The sequence below is a fragment of the Geodermatophilus sp. SYSU D00965 genome (genome assembly GCF_054050075.1).
Genome location: NZ_JBJGYQ010000023.1, coordinates 1 through 24141 on the forward strand (window position 1 = coordinate 1; position 24141 = coordinate 24141).

Annotated in this window: 20 protein-coding genes; 13 read left to right on the forward strand and 7 right to left on the reverse strand. The window is 76.9% G+C overall.

The window, feature by feature from the left end; genetic code table 11:
• The 9 genes from ACI789_RS19565 to ACI789_RS19605 form a co-directional block, all read left to right on the forward strand.
• On the forward strand, positions 1 to 284 hold a 284-nt coding region (locus ACI789_RS19565), incomplete at its 5' end, for an HNH endonuclease signature motif containing protein (RefSeq protein ID WP_457011028.1).
• A 501-nt stretch (positions 285 to 785) separates the two neighbouring features.
• Positions 786 to 2432: an acyl-CoA dehydrogenase family protein gene (locus ACI789_RS19570; RefSeq protein WP_457011029.1), complete on the forward strand. Its 1647-nt coding sequence runs from the start codon at positions 786 to 788 to the stop codon at positions 2430 to 2432.
• 166 nt (positions 2433 to 2598) lie between these two features.
• Complete coding sequence (locus tag ACI789_RS19575) at positions 2599 to 4650, forward strand: putative bifunctional diguanylate cyclase/phosphodiesterase (protein WP_457011030.1); 2052 nt, start codon at positions 2599 to 2601, stop codon at positions 4648 to 4650.
• 127 nt (positions 4651 to 4777) lie between these two features.
• The gene (locus ACI789_RS19580) at positions 4778 to 5479 is read left to right on the forward strand and encodes an NYN domain-containing protein (protein WP_456917929.1); all 702 of its coding nucleotides are present in this window, start codon (positions 4778 to 4780) and stop codon (positions 5477 to 5479) included.
• Between the two features lie 3 nt (positions 5480 to 5482).
• Positions 5483 to 6979, forward strand: coding sequence for a phospholipase D-like domain-containing protein (locus ACI789_RS19585; RefSeq protein ID WP_457011031.1), 1497 nt, complete (start codon positions 5483 to 5485; stop codon positions 6977 to 6979).
• Positions 6980 to 7050: 71 nt separating this feature from the next.
• On the forward strand, positions 7051 to 7287 hold the full coding sequence (locus ACI789_RS19590; protein ID WP_456917927.1) for a hypothetical protein: 237 nt from the start codon (positions 7051 to 7053) through the stop codon (positions 7285 to 7287).
• A gap of 264 nt (positions 7288 to 7551) precedes the next feature.
• Positions 7552 to 8193, forward strand: coding sequence for a flagellar brake protein (locus ACI789_RS19595; protein ID WP_457011032.1), 642 nt, complete (start codon positions 7552 to 7554; stop codon positions 8191 to 8193).
• A gap of 30 nt (positions 8194 to 8223) precedes the next feature.
• A complete protein-coding gene (locus tag ACI789_RS19600; RefSeq protein ID WP_457011033.1) occupies positions 8224 to 9921 on the forward strand; it encodes an ABC transporter in 1698 nt (565 codons plus the stop codon).
• The gene (locus ACI789_RS19605) at positions 9918 to 11504 is read left to right on the forward strand and encodes a GTPase (RefSeq protein ID WP_457011034.1); all 1587 of its coding nucleotides are present in this window, start codon (positions 9918 to 9920) and stop codon (positions 11502 to 11504) included. The genes ACI789_RS19600 and ACI789_RS19605 overlap by 4 nt, the downstream gene beginning before the upstream one ends.
• Positions 11505 to 11675: 171 nt before the next feature.
• Here ACI789_RS19605 and ACI789_RS19610 read toward each other — a convergent pair whose 3' ends face one another.
• Entirely contained in the window at positions 11676 to 12173 is a 498-nt protein-coding gene (locus ACI789_RS19610) for an ATP-binding protein (protein ID WP_457011035.1), read from the reverse strand.
• 150 nt (positions 12174 to 12323) lie between these two features.
• On the opposite strand from ACI789_RS19610, the gene ACI789_RS19615 reads away from it, so the two are divergent.
• The gene (locus tag ACI789_RS19615) at positions 12324 to 13052 is read left to right on the forward strand and encodes an ANTAR domain-containing protein (protein ID WP_457011036.1); all 729 of its coding nucleotides are present in this window, start codon (positions 12324 to 12326) and stop codon (positions 13050 to 13052) included.
• Here ACI789_RS19615 and ACI789_RS19620 read toward each other — a convergent pair.
• Both ACI789_RS19620 and ACI789_RS19625 read right to left on the reverse strand, forming a co-directional pair.
• On the reverse strand, positions 13015 to 13968 hold the full coding sequence (locus ACI789_RS19620) for a nucleoside hydrolase (protein ID WP_457011037.1): 954 nt from the start codon (positions 13966 to 13968) through the stop codon (positions 13015 to 13017). The genes ACI789_RS19615 and ACI789_RS19620 overlap by 38 nt on opposite strands.
• A gap of 12 nt (positions 13969 to 13980) precedes the next feature.
• Entirely contained in the window at positions 13981 to 15324 is a 1344-nt protein-coding gene (locus tag ACI789_RS19625; RefSeq protein ID WP_457011038.1) for an APC family permease, read from the reverse strand.
• A gap of 325 nt (positions 15325 to 15649) precedes the next feature.
• Here ACI789_RS19625 and ACI789_RS19630 point away from each other — a divergent pair, with 325 nt between their 5' ends.
• Both ACI789_RS19630 and ACI789_RS19635 read left to right on the forward strand, forming a co-directional pair.
• Positions 15650 to 16375 carry a hypothetical protein gene (locus ACI789_RS19630; RefSeq protein WP_457011039.1) on the forward strand — a complete coding sequence of 242 codons (726 nt, stop codon included), beginning with the start codon at positions 15650 to 15652 and terminating at the stop codon, positions 16373 to 16375.
• Between the two features lie 845 nt (positions 16376 to 17220).
• Positions 17221 to 19281, forward strand: coding sequence for a SpoIIE family protein phosphatase (locus ACI789_RS19635; protein WP_457011040.1), 2061 nt, complete (start codon positions 17221 to 17223; stop codon positions 19279 to 19281).
• Between the two features lie 150 nt (positions 19282 to 19431).
• Here the strand turns inward: ACI789_RS19635 and ACI789_RS19640 are convergent, their stop codons facing one another.
• Together ACI789_RS19640 and ACI789_RS19645 are read right to left on the reverse strand one after the other, a co-directional pair.
• On the reverse strand, positions 19432 to 19857 hold the full coding sequence (locus tag ACI789_RS19640; RefSeq protein WP_457011041.1) for an ATP-binding protein: 426 nt from the start codon (positions 19855 to 19857) through the stop codon (positions 19432 to 19434).
• Between the two features lie 119 nt (positions 19858 to 19976).
• Positions 19977 to 20510, reverse strand: coding sequence for a DUF1697 domain-containing protein (locus ACI789_RS19645; RefSeq protein WP_457011042.1), 534 nt, complete (start codon positions 20508 to 20510; stop codon positions 19977 to 19979).
• 117 nt (positions 20511 to 20627) lie between these two features.
• Between ACI789_RS19645 and ACI789_RS19650 the strand changes: the two genes are divergently transcribed.
• Positions 20628 to 21962: a uracil-xanthine permease family protein gene (locus tag ACI789_RS19650; RefSeq protein WP_457011043.1), complete on the forward strand. Its 1335-nt coding sequence runs from the start codon at positions 20628 to 20630 to the stop codon at positions 21960 to 21962.
• Between the two features lie 12 nt (positions 21963 to 21974).
• Here the strand turns inward: ACI789_RS19650 and ACI789_RS19655 are convergent, their stop codons facing one another.
• Together ACI789_RS19655 and ACI789_RS19660 are read right to left on the reverse strand one after the other, a co-directional pair.
• The gene (locus ACI789_RS19655; RefSeq protein WP_457011044.1) at positions 21975 to 22742 is read right to left on the reverse strand and encodes an energy-coupling factor transporter transmembrane component T family protein; all 768 of its coding nucleotides are present in this window, start codon (positions 22740 to 22742) and stop codon (positions 21975 to 21977) included.
• On the reverse strand, positions 22739 to 24130 hold the full coding sequence (locus ACI789_RS19660) for an ABC transporter ATP-binding protein (protein WP_457011045.1): 1392 nt from the start codon (positions 24128 to 24130) through the stop codon (positions 22739 to 22741). Before ACI789_RS19660 ends, ACI789_RS19655 begins: the two co-directional genes overlap by 4 nt.
• Positions 24131 to 24141: the final 11 nt, after the last annotated feature.

The following is a 24141-nucleotide window of genomic DNA, read 5'->3' on the forward strand; positions in this document are numbered from 1 at the left end:
GCCTGGTCCCACCGCACATCCGCCGCGCCGCGGAGGTCCGCGACGGCGGCTGCGTGTTCGCCGGCTGCGGCGCTCCCACCTGGTGGTGCGACGTGCACCACGTGCTGGAGTGGATCAACGGCGGCCAGACCAGCCTCGAGAACTCCGCGCTGCTGTGCGAGCGGCACCACACCAAGGTCCACCACGGCTTCCGCGTCGAGCGACAACCCGACGGCCGATGGCGCACCTGGCGCCCCGACGGCACCCCGATCCACACCGGCCCGCTGCTCCCCGCCGCCGCCTGACCCCACCCGACCCGATCCGCTGTGGCGTCGGACGGGTCGGCGCGCGGCCGCACGGCGTGGCCACGCGGCGGGCCCGCTACTGCCCGCCGCCGCCTGACCCCTCCGACCCGCGTGGCGTCGGAAGGGTCGGCGTGCGGCCGCACGACGTGGCCCCCGAGCCGTGGACTGCAGGCGAACAGCGCCGGTCAGAGCTGGACGCCGGCCACCTCACTGCGCGGCGTCCAGCCCTTGGCCAGACGTTTTCCCCGCCGGGCGCATCGAGGTGCCCAGCGCGACGAACCACTCCTCGGACGAACAGCTCCGCACCCCGGTCCGCGACCGCGCGCATCGTCCGCACCCCGGTCCGCGACCGCGCGCATCGTCCGCTGGGACGCCAACCGAGGACCCCGCACCCGCGCTTCCTCCCCGGTGGCGGTCGCCGGCGCGGCCCGCGGGGACCGGCGGCCGAGCAGCCCCGTCGAGCGCGTTCCACGTGGAACCGCACGGTCGTACCGTGCCGCCATGGGCGCCACTCACGAGGTCACGAACCAGGTCCCGCCGCTGGCCGGGCACGACCCGATCGCCGGGGACGCCGCCCTCGCCGAGGCCTGCGTACGGCACGCCGACTCCGCGGCCCTGGACTCGCTCAAGGCGCTCGGCGCCCTCGCCGGCAGCGAGCAGGCGCAGGAGTGGGGGCGGCTGGCCAACGAGAACCCGCCCCGCCTGCGGACCCACGACCGCTACGGGCACCGGGTCGACGAGGTGGAGTTCCACCCCGCGTGGCACGACCTCATGCGCACCGCGGTCGAGCACGGGCTGGCCGGGGCGCCGTGGGCGCCCGTGTCGTCCGCCCACCCCACCACCCCGGCGGACCCCCACGCGCACGTGCGCCGAGCCGTCGGCTACCTCGGCTGGACCCAGGTCGAGATGGGCCACGCCTGCCCGGTGACCATGACCTACGCCGTCGTCCCCGCGCTGCGCGCCGCCCCCGACCTGGCCGCCCGCTACGAGCCCGGCCTCACCGCCACCGCCTACGAGTTCGGCCTCGCCGAGCCGACGGGCAAGCGCGGCCTGGTCGCCGGCATGGGCATGACCGAGAAGCAGGGCGGCTCCGACGTCCGCGCCAACACCACCCGCGCCGTCCCGGAAGCTGACGGCAGCTACGCCCTGACCGGCCACAAGTGGTTCACCAGCGCCCCGATGAGCGACCTCTTCCTCGTCCTCGCGCAGCTCCCCGAGGGTGTCTCCTGCTTCCTCGTCCCCCGGGTGCTGCCCGACGGCAGCCGCAACGTCTTCCGGCTGCAGCGGCTCAAGGACAAGCTCGGCGACCGCTCCAACGCCTCCAGCGAGGTCGAGTTCGAGGGGACGACGGGCTGGCTGGTGGGCGAGCCCGGCCGCGGGGTCCCCACGATCATCGAGATGGTCAACGCGACCCGGCTGGACTGCGTCCTCGGCTCCGCGGCCACCGTCCGCGCCGCGCTCACCCAGGCCGTCCACCACGCCCGGCACCGGCGGGCGTTCGGCGCGCTGCTCGCCGACCAGCCGCTCATGCAGAACGTCCTCGCCGACCTCGCGGTGGAGAGCGAGGCGGCCACCGCGCTGGCCGTCCGGCTGGCGGCGGCCGTCGACGCGGGGGAGTCGGCCTTCCTCCGCCTGGCCGGCGCCGCCGCCAAGTTCTGGGTCTGCAAGCGCACCCCCACCGCGGTCGCCGAGGCCATGGAGGTGCTGGGCGGCAACGGCTACGTCGAGGAGTCCGGGCTCCCGCGGCTCTACCGGCAGGCCCCGCTCAACTCCATCTGGGAGGGCTCGGGCAACGTCATCGCCCTCGACGTGCTGCGGGCCATGAGCCGCTCCTCGGACTCGCTGGCCGCCGTCCGCGCCGAGATCGACCTCGCCCGCGGAGCCGACCCGAGGCTGGACGCCGCGGTCGCCCGGCTGGCCGCCGAGCTCGCCGACCCCGACCAGCTGCCGATGCGCGCCCGCCGCGTCGCCGCCCTGCTCGCGTTGTGCCTGCAGGGGTCGCTGCTGCTGCGGTTCGCCCCGGACGCGGTCGCCGACGCGTTCTGCGCGACCCGCCTGGCCGGCGACTGGAGCCCGGCGCTGGGGTCCCTCCCGGCCGGGTCGGCCGTGCGCCGCATCATGGACCGGGCGACAGTGGAGGCTGCCTGAATTACACGCGTGCCGTTACCCTCGGTACTGCGTCGGACGCCGGATCCGTGGGGGGACGGGCCGTGGCGTCGTCCCACCGACGGGGGTCGACGAACGCTGCAGGGGGAGAGTGAGCTGGCTGGTGCACGGACACGTCCGGGGTGAGCACGTCGCCACAGCCGACCCCTTGTCCTCGGTTGCCGACGCCGTCTACCGCCTCGACCGCGACTGGCGGTTCACGTACGTCAACGCCGCCGCGGAGGACCTGTTCGGCGACGACGCCGACGAGATGGTCGGGCGGTACGCCTTCGAGCTCTTCCCCGAGGTCCGCGGCACCGTCATCGAGGACGAGTACCGGGCGGTGCTCGCCGACGGGCGACCCCGGACCTTCGAGTACTTCTACGTCCCCTTCGGCCGCTGGTTCGAGATCCGCGCCTTCGCCGACGCCGACGGGCTCACCGCGTTCCTGCGCGACATCGACGAGGAGCGCCGCAGCGAGCGGCGGACCGCGGCCGAGCTGCACCAGGTCTCCGCCGTGCTCGAGGCGCTGCCCCAGGCCACCGCGCTGATCGACCCGGACGGCCGGATCGCCTCGGTGAACCGCCGGTGGCACGCCGCGAGCGAGCTCGTCCGCGCCGCCGGGTTGCGGCCCGGCGCGGTCGGGGACGACTACCTGGAGGTCCTGGCGCAGAACCTGTCCCTCGCGGACCTGCGCACCATCTCCACCGGCATCGGGGAGCTCCTCACCGGCGGCCCGGGGACGGCCGACCGCGCGTTCGTCCACGACTACGCGCACGCCTTCGGCGCCGACCCCCAGTGGTTCCGGCTGCAGGCCGCGCGGGTCGAGCACTCCGGGCAGGTGGTCGTCACCCACACCGACATCACCGAGCGGGTCCGCGTCCAGGAGCAGCTGGCCTGGCAGGCCAGTCACGACGACCTGACCGGGCTGCCCAACCGCTCGCGGTTGCTGCAGCTGATCGGCGAGGCCCTCGCCGATCCCCGGGCCCGGGCGTCGCTGCTCTTCCTGGACCTCGACGGGTTCAAGACGGTCAACGACTCCCTGGGCCACGAGGTCGGCGACGAGCTGCTGCGCCAGGTGGGCGCGCGGCTGGCCGACCAGGTGCGGCCCACCGACGCCGTCGGCCGGCTCGGCGGCGACCAGTTCCTCGTCCTGGCCCGCGGGTGCGACACCTCCGAGGCCGCGGCGCTGGCGTTCCGGCTGCAGACGTCGTTCACCCGCCCCTTCGTCGCCAACGGCATCTCCGTCCCGCTGTCGGCCAGCATCGGCGTCGCCTCCGCGCAGCCCGGCGCCCAGCAGGCGCACCAGCTGCTCAGCGACGCCGACGCCGCGGCCTACGCGGCCAAGGGGTCCGGCCGCGACCGCATCCACCTGTTCTCCCCGGGGCTGCGCGAGGCCGCGCGCTGGCGGCTGGAGGTGGCCAACCGGCTGCGGGACGGCGCGGTCGACGAGTTCGTCGTCCACTACCAGCCGGTCGTGCGCGTCGACACCGGCGAGATCGACGGTGTGGAGGCGCTGCTGCGCTGGAACCACCCCGAGCGCGGGCTGCTCTCGCCCGACGCCTTCCTCTCCGTGGCCGAGGAGACCGGCCAGCTCATCCCGATCACCCGCTGGCTGCTGGGTGAGACCACCCGCCAGGCCGCGGAGTGGGCCGCCCAGGGCCTGCCGCTGCGCATGTCGGTCAACATCAGCGCCCGGCACTTCTCCGCCGAGACGCTGGTCCGCGACGTCCGGGTGGCCCTGCACGACTCCGGGCTGCCCCCGGAGCGGCTCGTGCTCGAGCTGACCGAGACCAGCGTCGCCGAGGACCCCACCCGCGCCGAGGACCAGCTGTCGGTGCTGCGCAACTTCGGCGTCCGCGTGGCGATCGACGACTTCGGGACCGGCTGGTCCTCCCTCGCCCAGCTCCTCGCGCTGCCCATCGGCACGCTGAAGATCGACCGCTCGCTGCTGACCGCGGCGGCGCGGCTGGCCGCCGGCGGCACCGGCGCGGTGCTGGCCGCGATCGTCTCGCTGGCCCGGACCCTGGGCATCCGGTCGGTCGCCGAGGGCGTGGAGACCGCCGAGCACCTGCAGATGGTCCGGGAGGCCGGGTGCGACCTGGCCCAGGGCTACCTGGTGGCCCGCCCCATGCCCGCCGGGGACGTCACCCGCTGGGCGTCCCGGGTCCGCGCCGCCGGCGGCGACTCCTGCGCCCTGGCCCTGCAGAGCCGACGGTGACGGCCGGCCGGTGAGCGCGTCCCGCCTCCGGCGGAGGGTGTCCCGTCGGGCCACCGCACCCGCCGGTCCGCCGCGCCCGGCCGGTCCGGCGTCCCCCGCGCCGGCGGCGACCCGGCAGACTGCCCCCGTGAGCGATCTCGACCTGGACCTGGCCGGCGAGCCGGACGCCGACACCGCCGACGGTGCGCCCGAGGGGCGGGCCCGCCCGGCGCTGGACCTGCTCATCTGGGACGCGCCCAACATCGACATGACCTTGTCGACGGTGATCGGGGCCCGCCCGACGGCCGCCTCCCGGCCGCGGTTCGACGCCATCGCCGCGTGGTTCGTCGACGGCGCGGGCGACCCCGGGGCGCCGGACGCCCCCGAGGTCGAGGCGTGCGTGTTCGCCAACATCCCGCCGGTCGTCGGCTCGCTGCAGCGGTGGGTGGAGGCGCTGCGCAGCTTCGGGTTCGCCGTCTTCGCCCGGCCCAAGACCCAGCCGGACGACGACATCGACCAGGACATGCTCGACCACATCGCCGTCCGGCAGCACAGCCACCGGCTGCGCCGGCTGGTCGTCTTCTCCGGGGACGGCCGCAACTTCGCCGAGCCGCTGGAGCAGCTGGCCCGCTCCGGCACGCAGGTCGTCGTCGTCGCGTTCAGCGAGGTCGCCGGCTACGCCATCGGGTCGGACCTGCTGGAGTTCATCGACATCGAGGACGTGCCCGGCGCCTTCGTCGAGCCGCTGGACCGCGTGCGGCTGGACGCCCTGCCGCCGGACGGCGCGTGGCTGCGGCCCACGCGGAGCCTGCGCGACTTCGTGTCCGGCTTCCTGCGCCGCAACGGCTGACGGGTGGCAGGCGGGGGATCCGGGCCGGTCGCCAGCGAGGACCTCCTGGTCCCGGGTGAGACCTGCTGGCGGGTGGAGCGGGCCGAGCAGCACGCGGTGTTCGTCGACGCCGCGGACTACTTCGCGGCGCTCAAGGGCGCGGTGCTGCGGGCCCGGCGGCGGGTGCTGTTCATCGGCTGGGACTTCGACCCGCGCATCCGGCTGGACCCGCGCGGCTCCGGACGGCGGCGCACGGGCGCCCGGCGCGCGGACAAGCTCGGCCGGGTGCTCGAGGACGCCGTCAAGGCCAACCCGCAGCTGGAGATCGGCGTCCTGCAGTGGGACTACGGGATGCTGCTGGCCCTCGGCCGCGGGCTGGCCCCGATCGTGCTGCTCAACCGGCGCACCCCGTCCCGCCTGACGATGACCGTCGACACCCACCACCCGGTCGGCGGCGCGCACCACCAGAAGATCGTGGTGATCGACGACTGCCTGGCCTTCGCCGGCGGCATCGACGTCACCGCCGACCGCTGGGACACCGCCGAGCACCTCGACCGGCACCCGCTGCGCCGTCGTCCCTCGACCCACCGGCCCACCGGCCCGTGGCACGACGTGACCAGCCTGGTGTCCGGCCCTGCCGCGCGGGCGCTCGGGGACCTGGCCCGCGAGCGCTGGGCGAGCGGCACCGGCCGTCCCCTCGAGCCGGTCCCCGACGTCGAGGCGTGCTGGCCGCCCGAGGTGGAGCCGCTGCTCACCGACGTCGACGTCGCCATCTCCCGCACCCGCCCCGAGCACGGCGGCGACGAGCTGGTGCACGAGGTGGAGCTGCTGTGGCTGGCCGCGATCGCCGGCGCCCGGCACAGCGTGTACATCGAGAGCCAGTACTTCGCCAACCGCCGGATCGCCGAGGCCATCGCCGAGCGCCTGCGCGAGGACGACGGTCCGGAGGTCGTCGTCGTCAACCCGGAGAGCGCCGACGGCTGGCTGGAGGAGAAGGCGATGGGCACCGCCCGCGCCAAGCTGCTGACCCTGGTGCGCGACGCCGACGTCCACGACCGGTTCCGGCTGTACGTGCCGGTCACGGCCGGACGGCGGCCGGTCTACGTGCACGCCAAGGTCACCGTGGTCGACGACCGGCTGCTGCGGATCGGCTCGTCCAACCTCAACAACCGCTCGATGGGCCTGGACACCGAGTGCGACCTGTCCATCGAGGCCCGCAGCGGGGACCCGCGGCGCGACGAGCTGGCCGCCACGATCACCGGCTTCCGGGACCGGCTGCTCGGCGAGCACCTCGGGGTCCGCCCGAAGGACGTCGCCGCGGCCGTCGCGGCCTGCGGCGGCTCGCTGGTGCGCGCCGTGGAGAGCCTGCGCCGGCCGGTCGGCCGCTCGCTGGTGCCCTTCCGGGCGCCCGACCTCGGCCCACTGGACCGGGTGCTCGCCGACACCGAGCTGCTGGACGCCGAGCGGACGCCGAACCGGTGGCGGCGCATCCGGCGCAGCTTCCGCCCCCGGGGGCGCTGACCAGGCGGCTGCACGGGTGTCCGCGGCCCCGTCCGGGGGAACTCCCGGAGCCCGGACGACGAGGAGGGGCCATGGCGGTCTGCGAGGTCTGCGGCAACGACTACGAGATGGCCTTCGAGGTGGTGGCCCAGGGAGCGCGGCACACCTTCGACAGCTTCGAGTGCGCGATCCACCGGATGGCGCCGGTGTGCGAGCACTGCGGGTGCAAGGTCATCGGCCACGGCGTCGTCGTGCAGGGGTCCTTCTACTGCTGCGCGCACTGCGCCCGGCACGTGCACGGCGACGCGGCCGTCAGCGACCACGCCTGAGAAAGGACCCCGTCCTCCTCACCGTGGAAGGACCCCGTCCTCCCCGCCCTTCGCCAGCTCAGGGCGGTGCCCGGGACGGGGCCGGCGGCGAGCCTCTGGACGGGGCCGGGCGCGGAGTCGGGCCGATGGGCATCGCCCAGCCGTCTCACCCGCCGGGGTGGGCTCCGCGGCACGGCACGGTTGCCCGCCGCAACGGCGGTTACCGTTCCAGTCGGCGCGACAACTGCAGGGCTGCGGTGTCGCGGAACGGAACGGAGATCGCGCATGGACGTCGTGGCGGGGGCCGTCCGCCCGGAGGTGGACGCGGAGGCCGAGGTGACCGTCGCCGGTCACCGGGTCTCCGTGAGCACCCGGGTCGAGGCCTCCGGCGACACGACGCTCGTCGTCCGGCCCTCGAGCAGCGAGTTCGTCGACCAGCAGGTGGTCCGCGTCGGCGACTCGGTGCGGGTCTTCTGGCGGGACGGCGCCAGCGGCTGGAGCGTGCCCGCGGACGTCGACACCGTCGCGCGCGGCGCCGTGCCCCGCTGGCACCTGACCGTCACCGGCCCCGCCGAACGGACCCAGCGGCGGGAGGCCGTCCGGGCGCGGGTCGCCCTGCCCGTCGTCCTCACCGTCAACGGCGTCGACCTCGAGGGCCAGTGCCTGGACCTCAGCGAGGCCGGCTCCCGCTGCGTCGCCGAGGCCTACGGCAACCCGCCGCTGCCGGGGGCCACGCTCGGCGTGACGCTCGACCTCGGCGACGGCGCGCTCGTGACCCGCGCCGAGGTCGCCCGCCAGCAGACCCGGGGCGCCCGGTGGCAGCTGTCCCTGCGCTTCCTCGACGTCCCCGAGCGGGAGCAGGACCGGCTGCGCCGCCGCGTCTTCCAGGCGCTGCGCGAGGAACGCGCGGGCCGCAGCGAGGACTGAGCACGGCGACGGCGGGGCAGTCCCCCTGACGTGACGCTCCCCGCCCGCCTGCCCGAGGCCCTGGTCGCCCTCCGGGACGCCGTCTCGACCGCTCCGCTCGGGCTGGCCACCCCCGGGAGCGAGGCCGCCCGCCGGACCGCCCGCGGCGTGGTCGAGCAGGTCGACGACTACCTGCTGCCGCGCCTGCGCGACCTCGACGCCCCGCTGCTCACCGTGGTGGGCGGCTCCACCGGCGCGGGCAAGTCCACCCTGGTCAACAGCCTGGTCGGCGCGCCGGTGACCACCGCCGGCGTGCTGCGGCCCACCACGCGCGCGCCGGTGCTGGTCTGCGCCCGCGCCGACCGGCCCTCCTTCGAGAGCGACCGCGTGCTCCCCGGCATGGCCCGGGTCACCGGCGGGGCCGGGGGTCCCGGGACGCTGCAGGTCGTCGCGCGGGACGACGTCCCGCCCGGGCTGGCCCTGCTCGACGCGCCGGACGTCGACTCGGTGGTGGAGTCCAACCGCGACCTGGCCGCCCAGCTGCTGGCCGCCGCCGACCTGTGGGTGTTCGTCACCACCGCCGCCCGCTACGCCGACGCCGTCCCCTGGGACCTGCTCCGGACCGCGCAGGAGCGCGGCACCGCGCTGGCGGTGGTGCTCGACCGGGTGCCGGTCGGCGCCGCGGGCGAGATCGCCCCCGACCTGGCGGGGATGCTCGACCGCGCGGGCCTGTCGGGCGCGCGGCTGTTCGTGGTGGAGGAGCGCCCGCTGGTCGACGGCCGGCTGCCCGAGGACCAGGTCGCCCCGCTGCGGGACTGGCTGCACGCGCTCGCCGCCGACCAGGAGCAGCGGGCCGCCGTCGTCCGGCAGACCCTCACCGGCGCGCTGGCCAGCCTCGAGGACCGGGTGGCCGGCATCGCCGCGGCCGTCGACGAGCAGGCCGGGGCCGCCGCGGCGCTGCGCGAGGCCGCCGCGGCCTCCTACGCCGCCGCGCGGGACGGCGTGGAGGAGGGCGTGCGCAGCGGCAGCCTGCTGCGCGGGGAGGTGCTCGCCCGCTGGCAGGAGTTCGTCGGCACCGGGGAGTGGATGCGCTCGCTGCAGAGCTCGATCGGCCGGCTGCGCGACCGGGTCACCGCCGCGCTCACCGGGCGCCCCACCCCGGCCGAGGACCTCACCGGCGCGCTGGAGTCCAGCGTGGAGACGCTGCTGCGGGCCGAGGCCGACCGCGCCGCCGAGCGGACGGTCACCGCGTGGCGGGCGCTGCCCGGCGGGCCGGCGCTCCTGGCCGCGAGCGACGACGACCTGGAGCGTGTCTCCGAGGACTTCCCCGAGGCCGCCGCCGCGCAGGTGCGGGACTGGCAGGGCTACGTGCTCGACCTGGTCCGCGAGGAGGGCGCCGACAAGCGGACCCGTGCCCGCGTCCTCTCCTGGGGCGTCAACGGCGCGGGGGCGGTCGTGATGGTCGCCGTCTTCGCGCAGACCGGCGGGCTGACCGGCGGCGAGGTGGCCGTCGCCGGCGGGACGACGGCCCTGGGGCAGCGGCTGCTGGAGGCGGTGTTCGGCGACGCCGCCGTGCGGTCGCTGGCCGCGCGGGCGCGGGAGGACCTGCAGGCCCGCGCCGACTCGCTGCTCGACTACGAGCAGGGTCGGTTCGACGACCTGCTGGACACCGCCGGTCCCGCGCCGGACGACGCCGCCCGGCTGCGGGCCGCCGCCTCCGCCCTCGGCGCCGCCCGGACCGGCCGGTGAGGCGCGGGACCCCGCCGCTGGCCGACCGGCTGGCGGCGCTGCGCGAGGCCGTCGAGGTGGCCGAGGGCCGGCTGGAGGTGCCGGACGTCGGCCGGGCGCGGGCCCTGCTGGCCAAGGCCGGCGCCCGCGAGGCGCTCGGCGACGCGACCGTCGTGGCCCTGGCCGGGGCGACGGGCAGCGGCAAGTCCACCCTGTTCAACGCGCTCTCCGGCGCGGAGGTGAGCACCCCGGGCATCCGCCGGCCGACGACGGGCGTCGCGCACGCCACCGTGTGGGGGTCCGACGGCCGTGCCGACGACTCCACCGACCGGCTGCTGGACTGGCTGGAGGTGCCCCGCCGGCACCGGCACGCGTCCGAGCCCGCGCTCGACGGCCTGGTGCTGCTCGACCTGCCCGACCACGACAGCATCCGGCTCGAGCACCGGCTGGAGGTCGACCGGCTGGTGCAGCTGGTCGACGTGCTGGTGTGGGTGCTCGACCCGGAGAAGTACGCCGACGCCGCCGTCCACGAGCGCTACCTCGTGCCGCTGGCCGGGCACGCCGGCGTGCTGCTCGTCGTGCTCAACCAGGTCGACCGGCTCGACCCCGAGGCCGCGCGGGCCTGCCTGGCCGACCTGCGCGCGCTGCTGGACCGGGAGGGGTTGGCGGCGACCCCGCTGCTGGCCGTCTCGGCGCGCACCGGCACCGGCGTCGGCGAGCTGCGGGCCGACCTGGCCCGGCGGGTGTCGGCCCGGCGCGCGGCCACCGACCGGCTCACCGCCGACGTCCGCGACGTGGCCGGGGCGCTGGCCGAGCAGTGCGGGCAGACCGGCCCCGGGGTCGGGCGCCGGGAGCGGGAGCAGCTGACCGACGCGCTGGCCGAGGCCGCCGGGGTGCCCACCGTCGCCGCCGCCGTCGAGCGGTCCGTGCGTCGCAGCGGGACGGCGGCCACCGGGTGGCCCGTCGTCCGGTGGACCCGCAAGCTGCGCTCCGACCCGCTGGAGCGGCTGCACCTCGGGGACGAGGGCAGCCGGACGTCGCTGCCGGCGGCCGGCGCCGTGCAGCAGGCCGGCGTGAGCCGGGCCGTGCGGGCGGCGCGCGAGGCCGCCGGCGAGGGGCTGCCGCAGGCCTGGCGGGACGACCTGCGGCGCACCGTCGAGGTCTCCGAGCAGTCGCTGGCCGACCGGCTCGACCGCGCCGTCGCCGGCACCGACCTGGGCCCGCAGCGCACGCCGCTGTGGCAGCGCGGGGTGGGCGGGCTGCAGTGGCTGCTCACCCTCGTGGCGCTGGCCGGGGCGCTGTGGCTGCTGGCCCTGGTCGTCCTGGGCCTGTTCCAGCTCGACGACGTCGTCCCGCTGCCCCGGGTGGAGGGGCTGCCCCTCCCGACGCTGCTGCTGGTGGGGGGTCTGCTCGCCGGGGCGCTGCTGGCACTGGTGGCGCGGCCGTTCGTGGGGATGCGGGCGCGGCGGCGGGCGCGGCGGGCCGAGCAGCGGCTGGAGGCCGCGGTCGACGTCGTGGCGCAGGAGGAGGTGCTGGCCCCCATGGCCGACGTGCGCGAGGACCACGACCGCTTCTGCGCCGCCGTCAGCCGCGCGAGCAGATAGGCGGGTGCAGGCCGGGACGATCCACGCCCGCTGGGGACGGCGCGGAGCCGGGGTGGACCGGTCGCGGGGCCCGGAGGGTCCCCGACCGGGACACGGGCAGCGGCTCAGCGCAGGCGGGGGACGGCACCTGGCCGCGGTGTCGGCCGGAGGCCGACGGTGTCATCGCAGCGCCTATTCGCGCGGGATCTCCGGCGCCCGGGGCTCGGGCACCCACTCCTGGGCGGCCTCCAGCGGCTCGCGGCCGTTGGGCAGGCGGGCCCACACGTGCTTGCGCCCGGGCCGCTTCTCCCAGCCGTACTCGGTGGACAGCTGGGCGACCAGGTGCAGCCCCATGCCGCCCAGCGCGGGGTCGCGGTCGACGGCGGGGACCGGCGGCCGGTCGGGGGCCTCGTCGCTGAGGTCGAGCAGCCAGCCGTCCGTCCCGGCGATCACCAGGGCGCGGACGGCGCCGCCCCCGTGCCGCAGGGCGTTGGAGGCCAGCTCCTCGAACACCAGCAGCAGGCCGTCGCGGGCGTCGTCGGTGGACGACGAGCACACCGAGGGGTGCGCGATGCGAGCCCGCAGGTCGGCCCGGACCCGCGACACGACGTGCATCGCGTCCAGCGCCCAGTGCCAGACGTCGCCGGGCACGGAGGGGACCGGAGCGTGCGGCCACGTCTCCTGCCCCATCGCGACCTCCTCGCCGGTGCTGAGCGGACGAGGGCGTCGGCGCCCAGCCCGGCTCCATCCTGACCGAAAGGGCCGAGTCCTGCAGCGGCGGGTGCAGGTGTGTACGGGAGGCGACTCCTCAAGGACGGGCGCGCACGGCACACTGGCGCCGTGGAGGAGTTGCTGCGCGACCTGAGCCGGGTGGCGCTGGCCGACCGGAGCCTCGCCGACGTCCTGGGCGAGATCACCGAAGTGGCCGCCCGGGCCATCCCGGGCGCGGAGTCGACCTCCATCACCCTCGTCCGCGGGGACACGGCGTTCACCGCCGCGCACCACGGCGAGATGGCGCTGGCCGCCGACGAGCTCCAGTACGAGCGCGGATACGGCCCGTGCATGGACGCCGGCCGCGGCGGCGTCGTGCTGCGGATCGACGACATGCGCACCGAGCAGCGCTGGCCGGACTACACGGTCCGCGTCGTCGACGTCGGCGTCCGCAGCTCGCTGTCGGTGCCGCTGCCCTACCAGGGCAGCGCCATCGGCGCGCTCAACGTCTACTCGTCGCAGCCGGCCGCGTTCGCCACGCCGGAGTCGGAGGAGGTCGGCACGTCGGTGGCCGAGGCCATCGCCGTCGCCGTGGCCAACGCCGACGCCCACGACCGGCTCGCCGACCACGCCCGCAACATGCGGCTGGCGATGGAGTCGCGGGCGGTGATCGAGCAGGCCAAGGGCGTGCTCATGGCCCAGCGCCGGGTCGACGCCGACGGGGCCTTCGAGATCCTCCGCGAGGCCTCACAGCGCTACAACCGCAAGCTGCGGGAGATCGCCGCGGGCGTCGTCGCCTCGACGCACGACGGCGACCAGGTCACCGGGCTCCGCGGCTCAGCGCCTCCAGCCGGCTGACCAGGAACTCCACCGCGGCCGGGCTGTCGACGGTCTCGGCCACCTCGACGGCGGTGGGGGAGGCCGACACGCGACGCCGGTCGACCAGCGTCTGACCGCGGCCGGCACCCAGGGTCGTGTCGACGACGACGTCCCGCCGGACCGTGCCCAGGGTGCCCGGCACGATCGCCTCGGTCAGCGCCAGCGCGTCGTGCACGACGACGCCGGTCGTCCCGTACTGGGTGCGGGCGTGGTCCACGTACTGCTGGAGGATCCCCGCCGCCGTCGCCCCGATCGGCCCCGCCGCGGCGAACCGGGCGATGCCGTCGTCGTCGAGGACCGTCGGCAGCGTGACGTCGAGCCCGACGAGCACGGTCGGCACCGCCGAGCCCAGCACCCGCTGGGCGGCCTCGGGGTCGGCCCAGACGTTGAACTCCGCCGCCGCGGTGACGTTGCCGCCGCGGCCGGCCGAGCCGCCCATGAGCACCAGCCGGCCGATCCGGTCGGCGGCCTCGGGATAGGTGGCCAGCAGCAGGGCGATGTTCGTCCACGGCCCGATCGCGGCCACCGTCACCGGCTGCTCCGCGGCGAGCAGCAGCTCGGCGAGGGCCACCACCGCCGGTCGCGGGTCGACCGCCGCCGGCGACGCCGGCAGCTCCACCCCGCCCAGCCCGGTGCCGCCGTGCACGTGCCCGGCCCGTTCCGGCTGCCGGTAGACCAGCGAGTCCCGGGCCCCGGCGGCGACCGGGACGTCGGCCCGGCCCGCCAGGTGCAGCACCCGCAGCGCGTTCTGCGTGGTCTGCGCCAGCTCCACGTTGCCGTGCACCGTGGTGACCAGGCGCAGGTCCACCTCGGGGCTGGCCAGGGCCAGCAGGATCGCCAGCGCGTCGTCGATGCCCGGGTCGGTGTCGATCACCAGCGGGGTGCGGTCGGCCACCGCGCCATCCTGTCAGCCGGCGACCGGGGACTCCCGGGGCTCGGTCCGGTCCCGTCGCCGGCGCGCGATCTGCGTCCCGGCGTGCAGCAGCACCCCCAGCGCCAGCAGCACCCCGGCGCGCACCCACGTCCCCGCCTCCTGCCGCGCCAGCAGGAGCAGGCAGGAGGCGATGCCCAGGACCGGCAGCACCGTCGGCGCCCGCCAGTGGTCGGCCGCCACCCGGTCGCGGCGCAGCACCAGCACCGCGGTGTTCGTGGAGAGGAACACCAGCAGGAGCAGGAGGACGACGGTGTTGGCCAGCGCGGCCAGCGAGCCGGTCGCGGTCACTACCATCGCCACCGCCGTCGTCACGGCGATCGCCACCCACGGGGTGCGGCGTCCCGGCAGCACCCGGCCCAGGGCCCGCGGCAGCAGCCCCTGCTCGGCCATGCCGAACGCCATCCGGCTGGCCATGATCATCGTCAGCAGCGCGCCGTTGGCGACCGCGATGAGGGCGACGACGCTGAACAGCTGGTCGGGGATGCCGGCGTCCGCGGCCCGGACGACGTCCAGCAGCGGGCCGCTGGAGCCGGCCAGCTCCTCCGGTGGCAGCACCACCGCGGCGGTGAGGCCGACGAGCACGTAGACCACGCCCGCGGTGACCAGCGCGCCGAACAGCGCCCGCGGGTACACCCGGCGTACGTCGCGCACCTCCTCGGCGACGTTGGCCGAGGTCTCGAAGCCGACGAAGGAGTAGTAGGCGAGCAGCGCCGCGCCGAGGACCGCCGAGCCCGCCGAGACCCCGGGCGGGAACTCCACGGTGCGGCCCAGGTCGCCGTCCCCCCGACCGAGGACCACGGCCCCGAGGACGACGACGAGCACCAGGCCGGAGGCCTCCACCAGCGTCATCGCCGTGTTGGCCCGCAGGGACTCCTCGATCCCCCGGGCGTTGAGCAGCGCCACCAGGAGCAGGAACACCAGGGCTGCCGGCGCGGCGGGCACGTCGAGGAACACGCCCAGGTAGTCGCCGGCGAAGGCCAGGGCCAGACCGGCCGCGCTGGTCACCCCGGCGGCGAGCATGCAGAAGCCGACGAGGAAGGCGACCACCGGACGCCGGAACGCCCGCTCGGCGAACACCGCCGACCCGCCCGCCCTCGGGTACTTGGTGACCAGCTCGGCGTACGAGGTGGCCGTCAGCAGGGCCAGCAGGAGCGCGAGCACCAGCGGCACCCAGATGGCGCCACCCACCTCCGCGGCCACCTCGCCCACGAGGGCGTAGACGCCCGCGCCGAGGACGTCCCCGAGGACGAAGAGGTAGAGGAGCCTGCCGCTGACGGCGCGGCGCAGCTTGGTCTCGGGTTCGGCCGGTCCGGTCACCGGTCGAGTCTCGGCACGCGGGACCGACCCGGCAAACCGGGACCGACCCGGCGGACGGGGCCCCGACACGCGGGCGCGCCGGGGTGTGTCCCGGGATGAGCGAGCCCCTGACCAGCGGCTTCCACGCTCAGGAGGGGACGGCTTGTCGACAAGGCAGCGGTGCGGGCGAGGGGTCACCGACCCGTCGGGGAGGCCGCTGCAACGGTTCGGTCACGCGCCCTCCAGGAGGTGTCGGGAACGGCCGTCCGCGCGGCCCGCCGTCCCTACCTTTCTCCTTGTCCGCGGCACCTTCCCCGGTCGCGGCGACTACCTGCAGGAGGACGTCATGGCGTTGGACCGGGCACCGGTGTCCCGCACGTCGCGCATGACCGACGACCTGACCCTGAGCGGCCTGCTGGACGTGCTGGAGCGCGCCGAGGACCTGCCCCTGCGCCGGCCGCGGCCGGTGCGGGCGGCGGCGCTGCGCCCGGGCGGCGTCCGGCGGCCGGTCCGCTCCCTCCCGGCCGCCCGGCCGGTGCCGGTGCCGCGCGCCCGCCCGGTCGCACCGGCGCCCCCGGCGGTGGCGCCCGCGCCGCCGGCGCCGTCGGCCAGGTCCGCTGCCCGCCCCGCGCCGGCCGAGGCGCCGCGGCCGACCCTGCGCGCGCGGCTGCGGGCGCTCGTCCGCCGCCTCGCCCTGTGGGGCGCCGGGCCCGACGGCGCCCACCTCGCGTGGGGACGCCCGGTGCCCCCGGCGCCCCGCCCCGACGGCCCGGTGGTGCTCACCGAGCTGCCGAGCACGCCCACGATCCAGCCCGCGGCGCCTTCCCCCGCCGCGGCGCTCCGTCCGGCCGGGACCCCCCGGCCGGCCCCGGCCCGGGCTCTCCGGCCGGTCGCCCCGCCCCGCGTCCCGGTGGTCCCCCCGCTCGCCCGGCAGGTGCCGGCACCGCGGCCCACCCCCTCCCCGGGATCCGCGCCGGCCGGGCACCGCCGAGGTGCTCCCCGGGCCTCCGCCCCGGCCCGGGCGCGCGGCGACCCGCGCCCTCCACCCGCCCGGGGATCGCCGTCCGGCTGATCCCAGCGCGACCACGGCCCTCGCCGCGGACGCCGTCCACCGCACCCCCGCCAGCCCGCCGGCTGCCGGTCACCGCCTTCCCCCTCCGGTGACCGCGACCGTCGCCACGGCACCGTCTCGCTCCTCTGGCCGACCTCGCACCGCCCAGGCCGTCCCTCTCCGACGGTGGCTCCCGCCGCCCCAGTCGTCCCGCACCACCGGTTCTCGCCTCGACCTCCCGCCGACTGCGCCCCGACGCAGCGCGCGGACCCTCCAGGGAGGCGCAGACCGCGGGTGCGGCCGGCTGCCGGCACCGGGCCGCCGTCCTCCGAGAGGGGCCAGGTCACCGCCGGCACCCGCGCCCCCGGGTCCGACCGGCACGACCTCGCCTGGCCGTCGCGGGTCCACGCCGCCGGGTCGCCCCCCGGCGCGGCCGGAGTCGACCCGCAGAGACCGTCCGGGCCACGGAGCCGCCGCGCTCGCAGGGACGCTGGACGCCCGCACGCAGGACGTGACCCTCGTGCCGGCGGACGTCGACCCGTCCGCCTCCCCGCCCGAACGGCGGGCGCCCCACCGGACCGGGGCGCCCGCCGTTCGGCATTTTCGCCCTCAGGCCGTAACCGCTGGGTGATCCGCTCGTTGCCCAGCGTGGAGGAACGCTCCAGACGACGCGGTCCCCCGCGACCGCTTAGGCCCCGCCCTCCCTGCCCCCGGGGGCGGGGCCCGTCCGGGATGTCGATCCCGCCACACCGGGTGGCCCCGGGGCTGGGGACGTGGGAGAAAGGAGCGTCGGCCGTCTGCCCGCAGGTGCCGCCACGTCGCGGCGCTGCCGCGTCCGTCCCCGCCGCCCGGCCCCTGGAATGCGAGTGAGTCGAGAGAAGAGCGTGGACCGGCCGCACCCGGAGGTCGGGTTCCCCGACCCCGAGCTGGCCCGTCTCCGCTTCGACCTCGCGATCGACGCGGCCGGGATCGGCAGCTTCGACTGGGACCTGGTCAGCGGCCGCCTGACCTGGGACGACCGGCTGCTGGCCATCTTCGGCTACGACCGCGCGTCCTTCGACGAGACCATCGACGCCTTCGCCGCGCGCGTCCACCCGGACGACCGCGACCGGACCATGGCGGCCCTGCAGGGCGCCATCGACGCGTGCGGCGAGTACGACGCCGAGTTCCGGGTCGTCCTGCCGTCGGGGGAGACCCGCTGGGTGCAGGGCCGGGGCCGCGCGCTCGCCGACGCCCACGGGGTCGCCGTCCGCCTGCTGGGCGCCGGCTACGACACCACCGACCACCGGCAGGCCGACGCCCGCGTCGCCCGGGTCCTCGAGTCGATGAACGCGGCCTTCTTCGCCCTCGACCGGGAGTGGCGGTTCTCCTACGTCAACGCCGAGGCCGAGCGCGTCCTCGGCCGCTCCCGCGGCGAGCTGATCGGCGGCGACATCTGGGAGCTCTACCCGCACGCCGTGGGCAGCGACTTCGAGGTGCACTACCGCGGGGCGGCGGCTGCCGAGGAGGAACGGGTCTTCGAGGCCTACTACCCCGCGCCGCTGGACGCCTGGTACGAGGTGCGCGCGTGGGGCGGCCCCGACGGGGTGTCGGTGTACTTCCTCGACGTCACCGAGCGCCGGGCGGCCGAGGAGCGTGCCCGCGCCGGTGCCGCCCGCCTCGCGCTGATCGCCGAGGTCAGCGAGGTGACCGCCGAGACGCTGACCGCCGGGAAGGGCGTGGAGGCCGCGCTGCAACGGCTGGCCGAGGCGGTCGTGCCGGTGCTGGGCGACTGGGCGCTGGTCAGCCTCACCGGCGAGGACGGGCGGATGCGGGACGTCGGCTCCTGGCACCGCGACCCCGCCGTCCGGCCCACGGTGGAGCGCTACGCGGGCCTCCGGCTGGCCGCCATCCGCCCCGACGCCCCGGTCATGCGCGCGCTGGCCTCGGGCCGGACGCTGACCGTCGAGGACGTCGGCGCCACCGTCGGCAGCACCCTGGACGGCGAGGCGGCCGACGTCTTCTGGGAGCTGGCGCCCCGCACGGCGCTGACCCTGCCGTTGTCGGCCCGCGGGCGGACGCTGGGCGCGCTGAGCATCTACCGGTCGGCGGACCGGCCGCTGGCCGACGCCGACGACGTCGCCGCCGCCCAGGAGGTCGCCTCCCGGATGGCGCTGGCGGTGGACAACGCCCGCCTGTACGCGCAGGAGCGCAACCTGGCCGAGGGGCTGCAGCGCAGCCTGCTCACCGAGCCGCCCGCGCCGGACTCGGCGGAGATCGTGGTGCGGTACCTGCCCGCGGTCGAGGTCGCCCAGGTGGGCGGGGACTGGTACGACGCCTTCCTGCAGCCGGGCGGCTCCGCGGTGCTGGTGATCGGTGACGTGGTCGGCCACGACACCGCCGCCGCGGCCGCCATGGGGCAGCTGCGCGGGATGCTGCGCGGCATCGCCCACCGGCCCGAGGTCGGGCCCGCCCAGGTGCTCACCGACCTCGACTCGGCGATCCAGGGCCTGGGCCTGCGCACGATGGCGACCGCCGCCGTCGCGCGGGTCGAGCAGACTCCTGAGCAGCGCGCCGCGGGGCTGACCACCCTGCGCTGGTCCAACGCCGGTCACCCGCCGCCGCTGCTGCTGCACGCCGACGGCCGGGTGGCGGAGCTGGCCGGCCACCGCCCGGAGCTCATGCTGGGGGTCGACCCGGGCACCCGGCGCAGCGAGCACACGGTGACCTTCCGCCGCGGGGCCACGGTGCTGCTCTACACCGACGGCCTGGTGGAGGGACGCGACCTGCCGCTGGACGACGGCATCGCCCGGCTGCGCGGCGCTCTCGCCGAGCTGGGCAGCCTGCCCCTCGAGCAGTTCTGCGACGCGGTGATCGAGCGGCTGCGCCCGGAGGGCCTGCAGGACGACATCGCCCTGGTCGCCATCCGCCTGCACCCCCAGCAGTAGCCCGCCGGGGACGGCACGTGGCCGCGGTGGTCGGGAGGAGTGGGGCCCGGAGGGTCCCCGACGAGCGGCCGGATGGGCTCAGCGTGGGCGGGGACGGCACGTGGCCGTGGTGGTCGGGAGGAGTGGTGCGGTCCGGAGGACCGCGATGTCTCAACCCAGGACGGCCCAGACGTGCTTGGCGCCGGCGGACACGTACCACCCGTGGTCGGCGGCCAGCTCGGCGATGAGGTAGAGACCCAGGCCGCCCTCGCTCGGGTCGCGGCCCACCGCGGGCGTCGGCGGGGTGGCCGGTGCGGCGTCGGAGACCTCGATCAGCCAGCCCGTCCCGGTCGTGCGGACCGCTGCCGCCACGTGCCCGCCGCCGTGCCGCAGCGCGTTGGACGCCATCTCGTCGAGGGCCAGCACCAGCCGGTCCCGCAGGTCGGCCGCGGCCGGGTCGGAGGCGGTGAGGTGCCGGCGCAGGGCGGCCCGCACCTGCGGCAGCTCGGCGACGTCGGTGAGTTCCCACTCGAGTCCGCCGCGGGCCGCCGGCGGTGTGGCCGACGGCCAGACCGGCCCGGCCGTCTCGCGTGTCACGCCGCTGGTTCCCCTCACGTGCTCGTCGCCCGCAGGCGCACCTCGCTGCGGCCCGCGGGCGAGCCGAACACCTGCGTATGGCTCCAGGAGAGCCCCGCTAAACCTCTCTGTCACACACGTCACACGGCGCCCAGCTCGGCCAGCTTCCGGACGGTGTTCCAGTTCCGGGAGGTCCCCGGCACGCCGAGGAGGGTGTCCCACCGCCACGACGCCAGTGGCGTGTCGGCGACCCCGTCGGGCAGCCAGAGGAACAGTTCGCGGCCGGCGACCCGGTACTCGCCGCGGTCGGCCGGGGGCAGCGCGGCCACCCGCTCGGGGTCCGGCGCCCGGGACAGGAAGGTGACCAGGTAGCGCGCCGGGTCGGTGGCGACGGCGCCGAGCGGGTCGGCGGCCACCACCGCGGCGACCTCCGTCCCGGTCCGGACCACGACGGGGGCCGCGAACCCGAACCGCTCCTGCACCGCGGCCTCGACGTCCGCGGCGAGCTCCTCGGCCGTCAGCGGGCTGTCGAGGACGACGTTGCCGCTGCGCAGGTGGGTGCGGACGGCGTCGTGCCCGCGTGCGGTCAGGGTCTCCCGCAGCTCGGGCATCCCCATCTGCCGCGCCCGACCCAGGTTGATGCCGCGCAGCAGCACCACGTAGCGCGTCGACACGGGCGGCACCGTAACGCGCCGACCTGCGGGTGCCGGGAACGCAATGGGGACGACACCGGTCCGGAACACGCTCCGGCGACCCTGCTGGCGGACCGCCGCCGAGCCCCAGGAGCCCCGATGGCCACGACCCAGCCGACGACCGCCCCGCCCTACGACCGCGCCGACCCCGACGCCCGACCGCCGTGGGGCGTCGCGGTGCCGCTGGGCCTGCAGCACGTCCTGGCCATGTTCACGTCCAACCTGACCCCGGCGATCCTGCTGGCCGGCGTCATCGGGGCGACCACGGGCGAGGCGGTGCTGCTGGTCCAGGCCGCCCTGCTGTGCGCCGGGCTGGCCACCCTGCTGCAGACGGTCGGCCTCGGTCCGGTGGGCAGCCGGCTGCCGCTGATGATGGGGTCGGGCTTCGCGTTCATCGCCGTCGCCGTCCCGCTGGCCGAGGAGTACGGGCTGTCCGCCGTCCTCGGCGGGGTGCTGGTGACCGCCGCCGTCCAGGTGGCGATCGCCCTGGGCATCCACCGGATCGCGTTCCTCTTCCCGCCCGTGGTGACCGGCACGATCATCCTGGTCATCGGCCTGGGGCTGCTGCCCAGCGGCGTCAACCTGGCCGCCGGCGGCGTCGGGTCCCCGGACTTCGGCTCGCCGGTCAACCTGGGCGTGGCCGCGCTCGTGCTCGTGCTGACCGTGCTGCTCAACCAGTTCGGCCGCGGCCTGCTGTGCACCGCCTCGGTGCTGGTCGCGGTCGTGGTCGGCTACCTGGTGGCGATCCCGCTGGGCCTGCTCGACCTCTCCGGCGTCGGCGACCGGCCGCTGGTCGCCGTCCCTGCCCCGTTCGAGTTCGGGCTGTCGTTCCCGGTCGTCGCGGTGCTCTCGATGGCGGTGGTCGGCGTGGTCAACATGGTCGACTCGGTGGGCACCGTGCACGCGGTCACCGAGGGCGGGGCGGGGCGTCCGGCCACCGCCCGCGAGCTGCGCGGCGGCATCCTGGCCGAGGGCGGCAGCGCCGTCCTCGGCGGGGCCTTCGGCGCGCTGCCGACGACGATGTTCAGCCAGAACATCGGGCTGGTGGCCCTCACCAGGCAGATGAGCCGGCACGTGGTGACCATCGGCGCGCTCGTCCTCGTGGGGCTGTCCCTGCTCCCGCAGGTCGCCGCGGTGCTGGCCGCGATCCCGCCGGCGGTGCTCGGCGGCGGCGTGCTGGTGCTGTTCGGCATGGTGTGCGCGATCGGCGTCCAGCTGCTCAGCAAGGACGGCCTGGACACCCGGGGGCTGCTCATCGTGGCGCTGTCGGTCGGCCTGGGCCGGGGGATCGCCTCCGCGCCGGACGCCGTGGACCGGGTGACCGGCGAGTGGGGGGCGCTGTTCGACTCGGGGATCGTCGTCGCGGCCGGGGTCGCCGTCGTCCTCAACCTGGTGCTGCCCGGCCGGCCGCGCCGTCCGCACCTGGGAGCCTGACCCGCGGCGACCTCAGCCGAGCAGCGGGTCCCAGGCGCCGCTGGCCACGCTCGCCGCCACGGCCGCCGCGCAGACCGCGACGGTCCCGGCGACGAACCAGCCGTCGCGGGGGCGCAGGACCGAGCCGCGGGCGTTGGTCCGGGGGACGCCGGAGTCGAACCCGCGGGCGTCCATCGCCGTCGCCAGCCGGGTGCCGCGCCGGATGGCGGCCACCAGCAGGGCGAAGGCGGTGCCGGCGAGCAGCCGGGCCGCGGCGACGGGGTTCGCCCCGGCGTCGACGCCCCGCGCCCGCCGGGCCAGCCGGATCGTCTCCCACTCGGCGGCCAGCAGCGGCACCAGGCGCAGCGCGGCCAGGGCGCCGTAGGCGAAGCGCGGCGGCACGCGCCAGTGCAGGGTGAGCGCGTCGGCCAGCCGGACCGGGTCGGTGGAGGCGACCAGCAGGACCCCGGGCAGCGCCAGGGCGACGACCCGCAGGCCCCAGGTGGCGCCGCTGAGCCAGGCATCCGCGCCGTCCAGCGCGCCGAAGGCCACGTTGACCCAGGCGACGCCGGCCGCGCTCAGCAGCAGCGGCCAGGTCCGGCGCGCGACCTCCCGCGGGGCGGTCAGCCCCGCGGCCGGCAGCAACGCCAGCTCGGCGGCGAGCACCACCGCCGGGGTGACCGGGTCGCCGCTGACCAGCAGCACGACGGTGAGGACGGCGATGGCGGCCAGCTGGGCGACCGGGTTCACCGCCGACAGCGGGACCGGGCGCACCGGCCCCAGGGCGAGCGGCGGGGTCACGGCACCGCCACCCGGGCGCCCAGGCTCAGCACGTCGTCGGCCAGCGCGGCGACCACGTGGACGTCGTGGGTGACCAGGCACAGGGCGCGGTCGCCGTCCTGCTGCTCGGCCAGCAGCGCGACCAGCTCCGACCAGGTGTCCCGGTCCTGGCCGAAGGTGGGCTCGTCGAGCACCAGGACCGGCGGCCGGGTGGCCAGCGCGGTGGCGACCGACAGCCGCCGCTGCTGCCCGCCGGAGAGGGTGAACGGGTTGGCCTCGGCCAGCGGCGCCAGGCCGAGCCGCTCGAGCAGCTCGTCGGCACGCCGGTGGGCCGCGCCCTCGCCCGCGCCGGCGCGCAGCGGACCCAGGGACAGCTCGTCGCGCACCCGTCCGGTGAGGAACTGGTGCTCGGGGTGCTGGAAGACGGTGCCGACCCGCTCCACCAGCTCGGCGGCCCGCCAGCGGGACGGCGGCCGGTCCGGGCGGCGCAGCCCCGCCGTGAGCGCCGGCCCGGCGGTGACCCGGCCGGTGGTCGGCGCCCGCAGGCCGGCCAGCAGCAGCGCCAGCGTGGACTTGCCGGTGCCGTTGGGGCCGGTGACCGCCAGGGTCCGCCCGGCCCGCAGGACGGCGTCGGTCGGCGGCAGGGCCGGGGCGGTCGAGCCGCGGTGGGTGAACCCGGCCGCGTCGGCGGCCAGCAGCACCGCCCCCGCGGGGGAGCTGCGCCGCACGGGCAGGCGCAGCGGAGCCGGTGCCCACCCGGGGCCGTGCTCGGCCACACCACCCCCCGGCAGCAGCTCCACCACGCGGTCGACCAGGGGCAGCCAGGCCGCGGCGTCGTGGTCGACGACGACGAGCGTGGCGCCGCGGTCGGCGACCGCCCGGGCCACCGCGCCGCGGACCAGCTCGGCGCCGGCCGGGTCCAGCTGCGCGGTGGGCTCGTCGAGCAGCAGCAGGCCGGGGCGCGGGGCGAGCGCGCCGGCCAGCACCAGCCGCTGCTTCTGCCCGCCGGACAGCGCGCCGGTGGACCGGTCCCGGCCCAGGTCGAAGCCGACCGCGGCGAGGGCGGCGTCCACGGCCGGCCCGATCGCCGCGGGCGGGGTGCCGACGTTCTCCAGCCCGAAGGCGACGTCGTCCCCGGCGCGGGTCATCACCAGCTGCGAGTCGGGGTCCTGGAAGACCATGCCGACGCGCTGCCGCCGGCGGTCGGGCGGCTCGCCGTCGACGGTCAGCACGCCGACGACGTCCCCGCTCTCCGGGTCCAGCAGGCCGCCCAGCGCCCGCAGCAGCGTGGACTTGCCCGAGCCGGAGGCCCCGGTGAGCAGCAGCCGCTCACCGGGGGCCACCGTCAGGTCGACGTCCCGGACCGCCCAGGCCCGCCGGGTGGCGTGCCGGAAGCCCCACCCGGCCACCCGGACGGCGG

Bases quoted from the DNA above. Each gene is read 5' to 3' on its own strand.
- ACI789_RS19590 (WP_456917927.1), top strand. From the start codon at position 7,051: ATGGCGGTCTGCGAGGTCTGCGGCAACGACTACGAGATGGCCTTCGAG.
- ACI789_RS19630 (WP_457011039.1), top strand. From the start codon at position 15,650: ATGGCGTTGGACCGGGCACCGGTGTCCCGCACGTCGCGCATGACCGAC.
- ACI789_RS19610 (WP_457011035.1), bottom strand. From the start codon at position 12,173: ATGGGGCAGGAGACGTGGCCGCACGCTCCGGTCCCCTCCGTGCCCGGC.
- ACI789_RS19570 (WP_457011029.1), top strand. From the start codon at position 786: ATGGGCGCCACTCACGAGGTCACGAACCAGGTCCCGCCGCTGGCCGGG.
- ACI789_RS19595 (WP_457011032.1), top strand. From the start codon at position 7,552: ATGGACGTCGTGGCGGGGGCCGTCCGCCCGGAGGTGGACGCGGAGGCC.
- ACI789_RS19650 (WP_457011043.1), top strand. From the start codon at position 20,628: ATGGCCACGACCCAGCCGACGACCGCCCCGCCCTACGACCGCGCCGAC.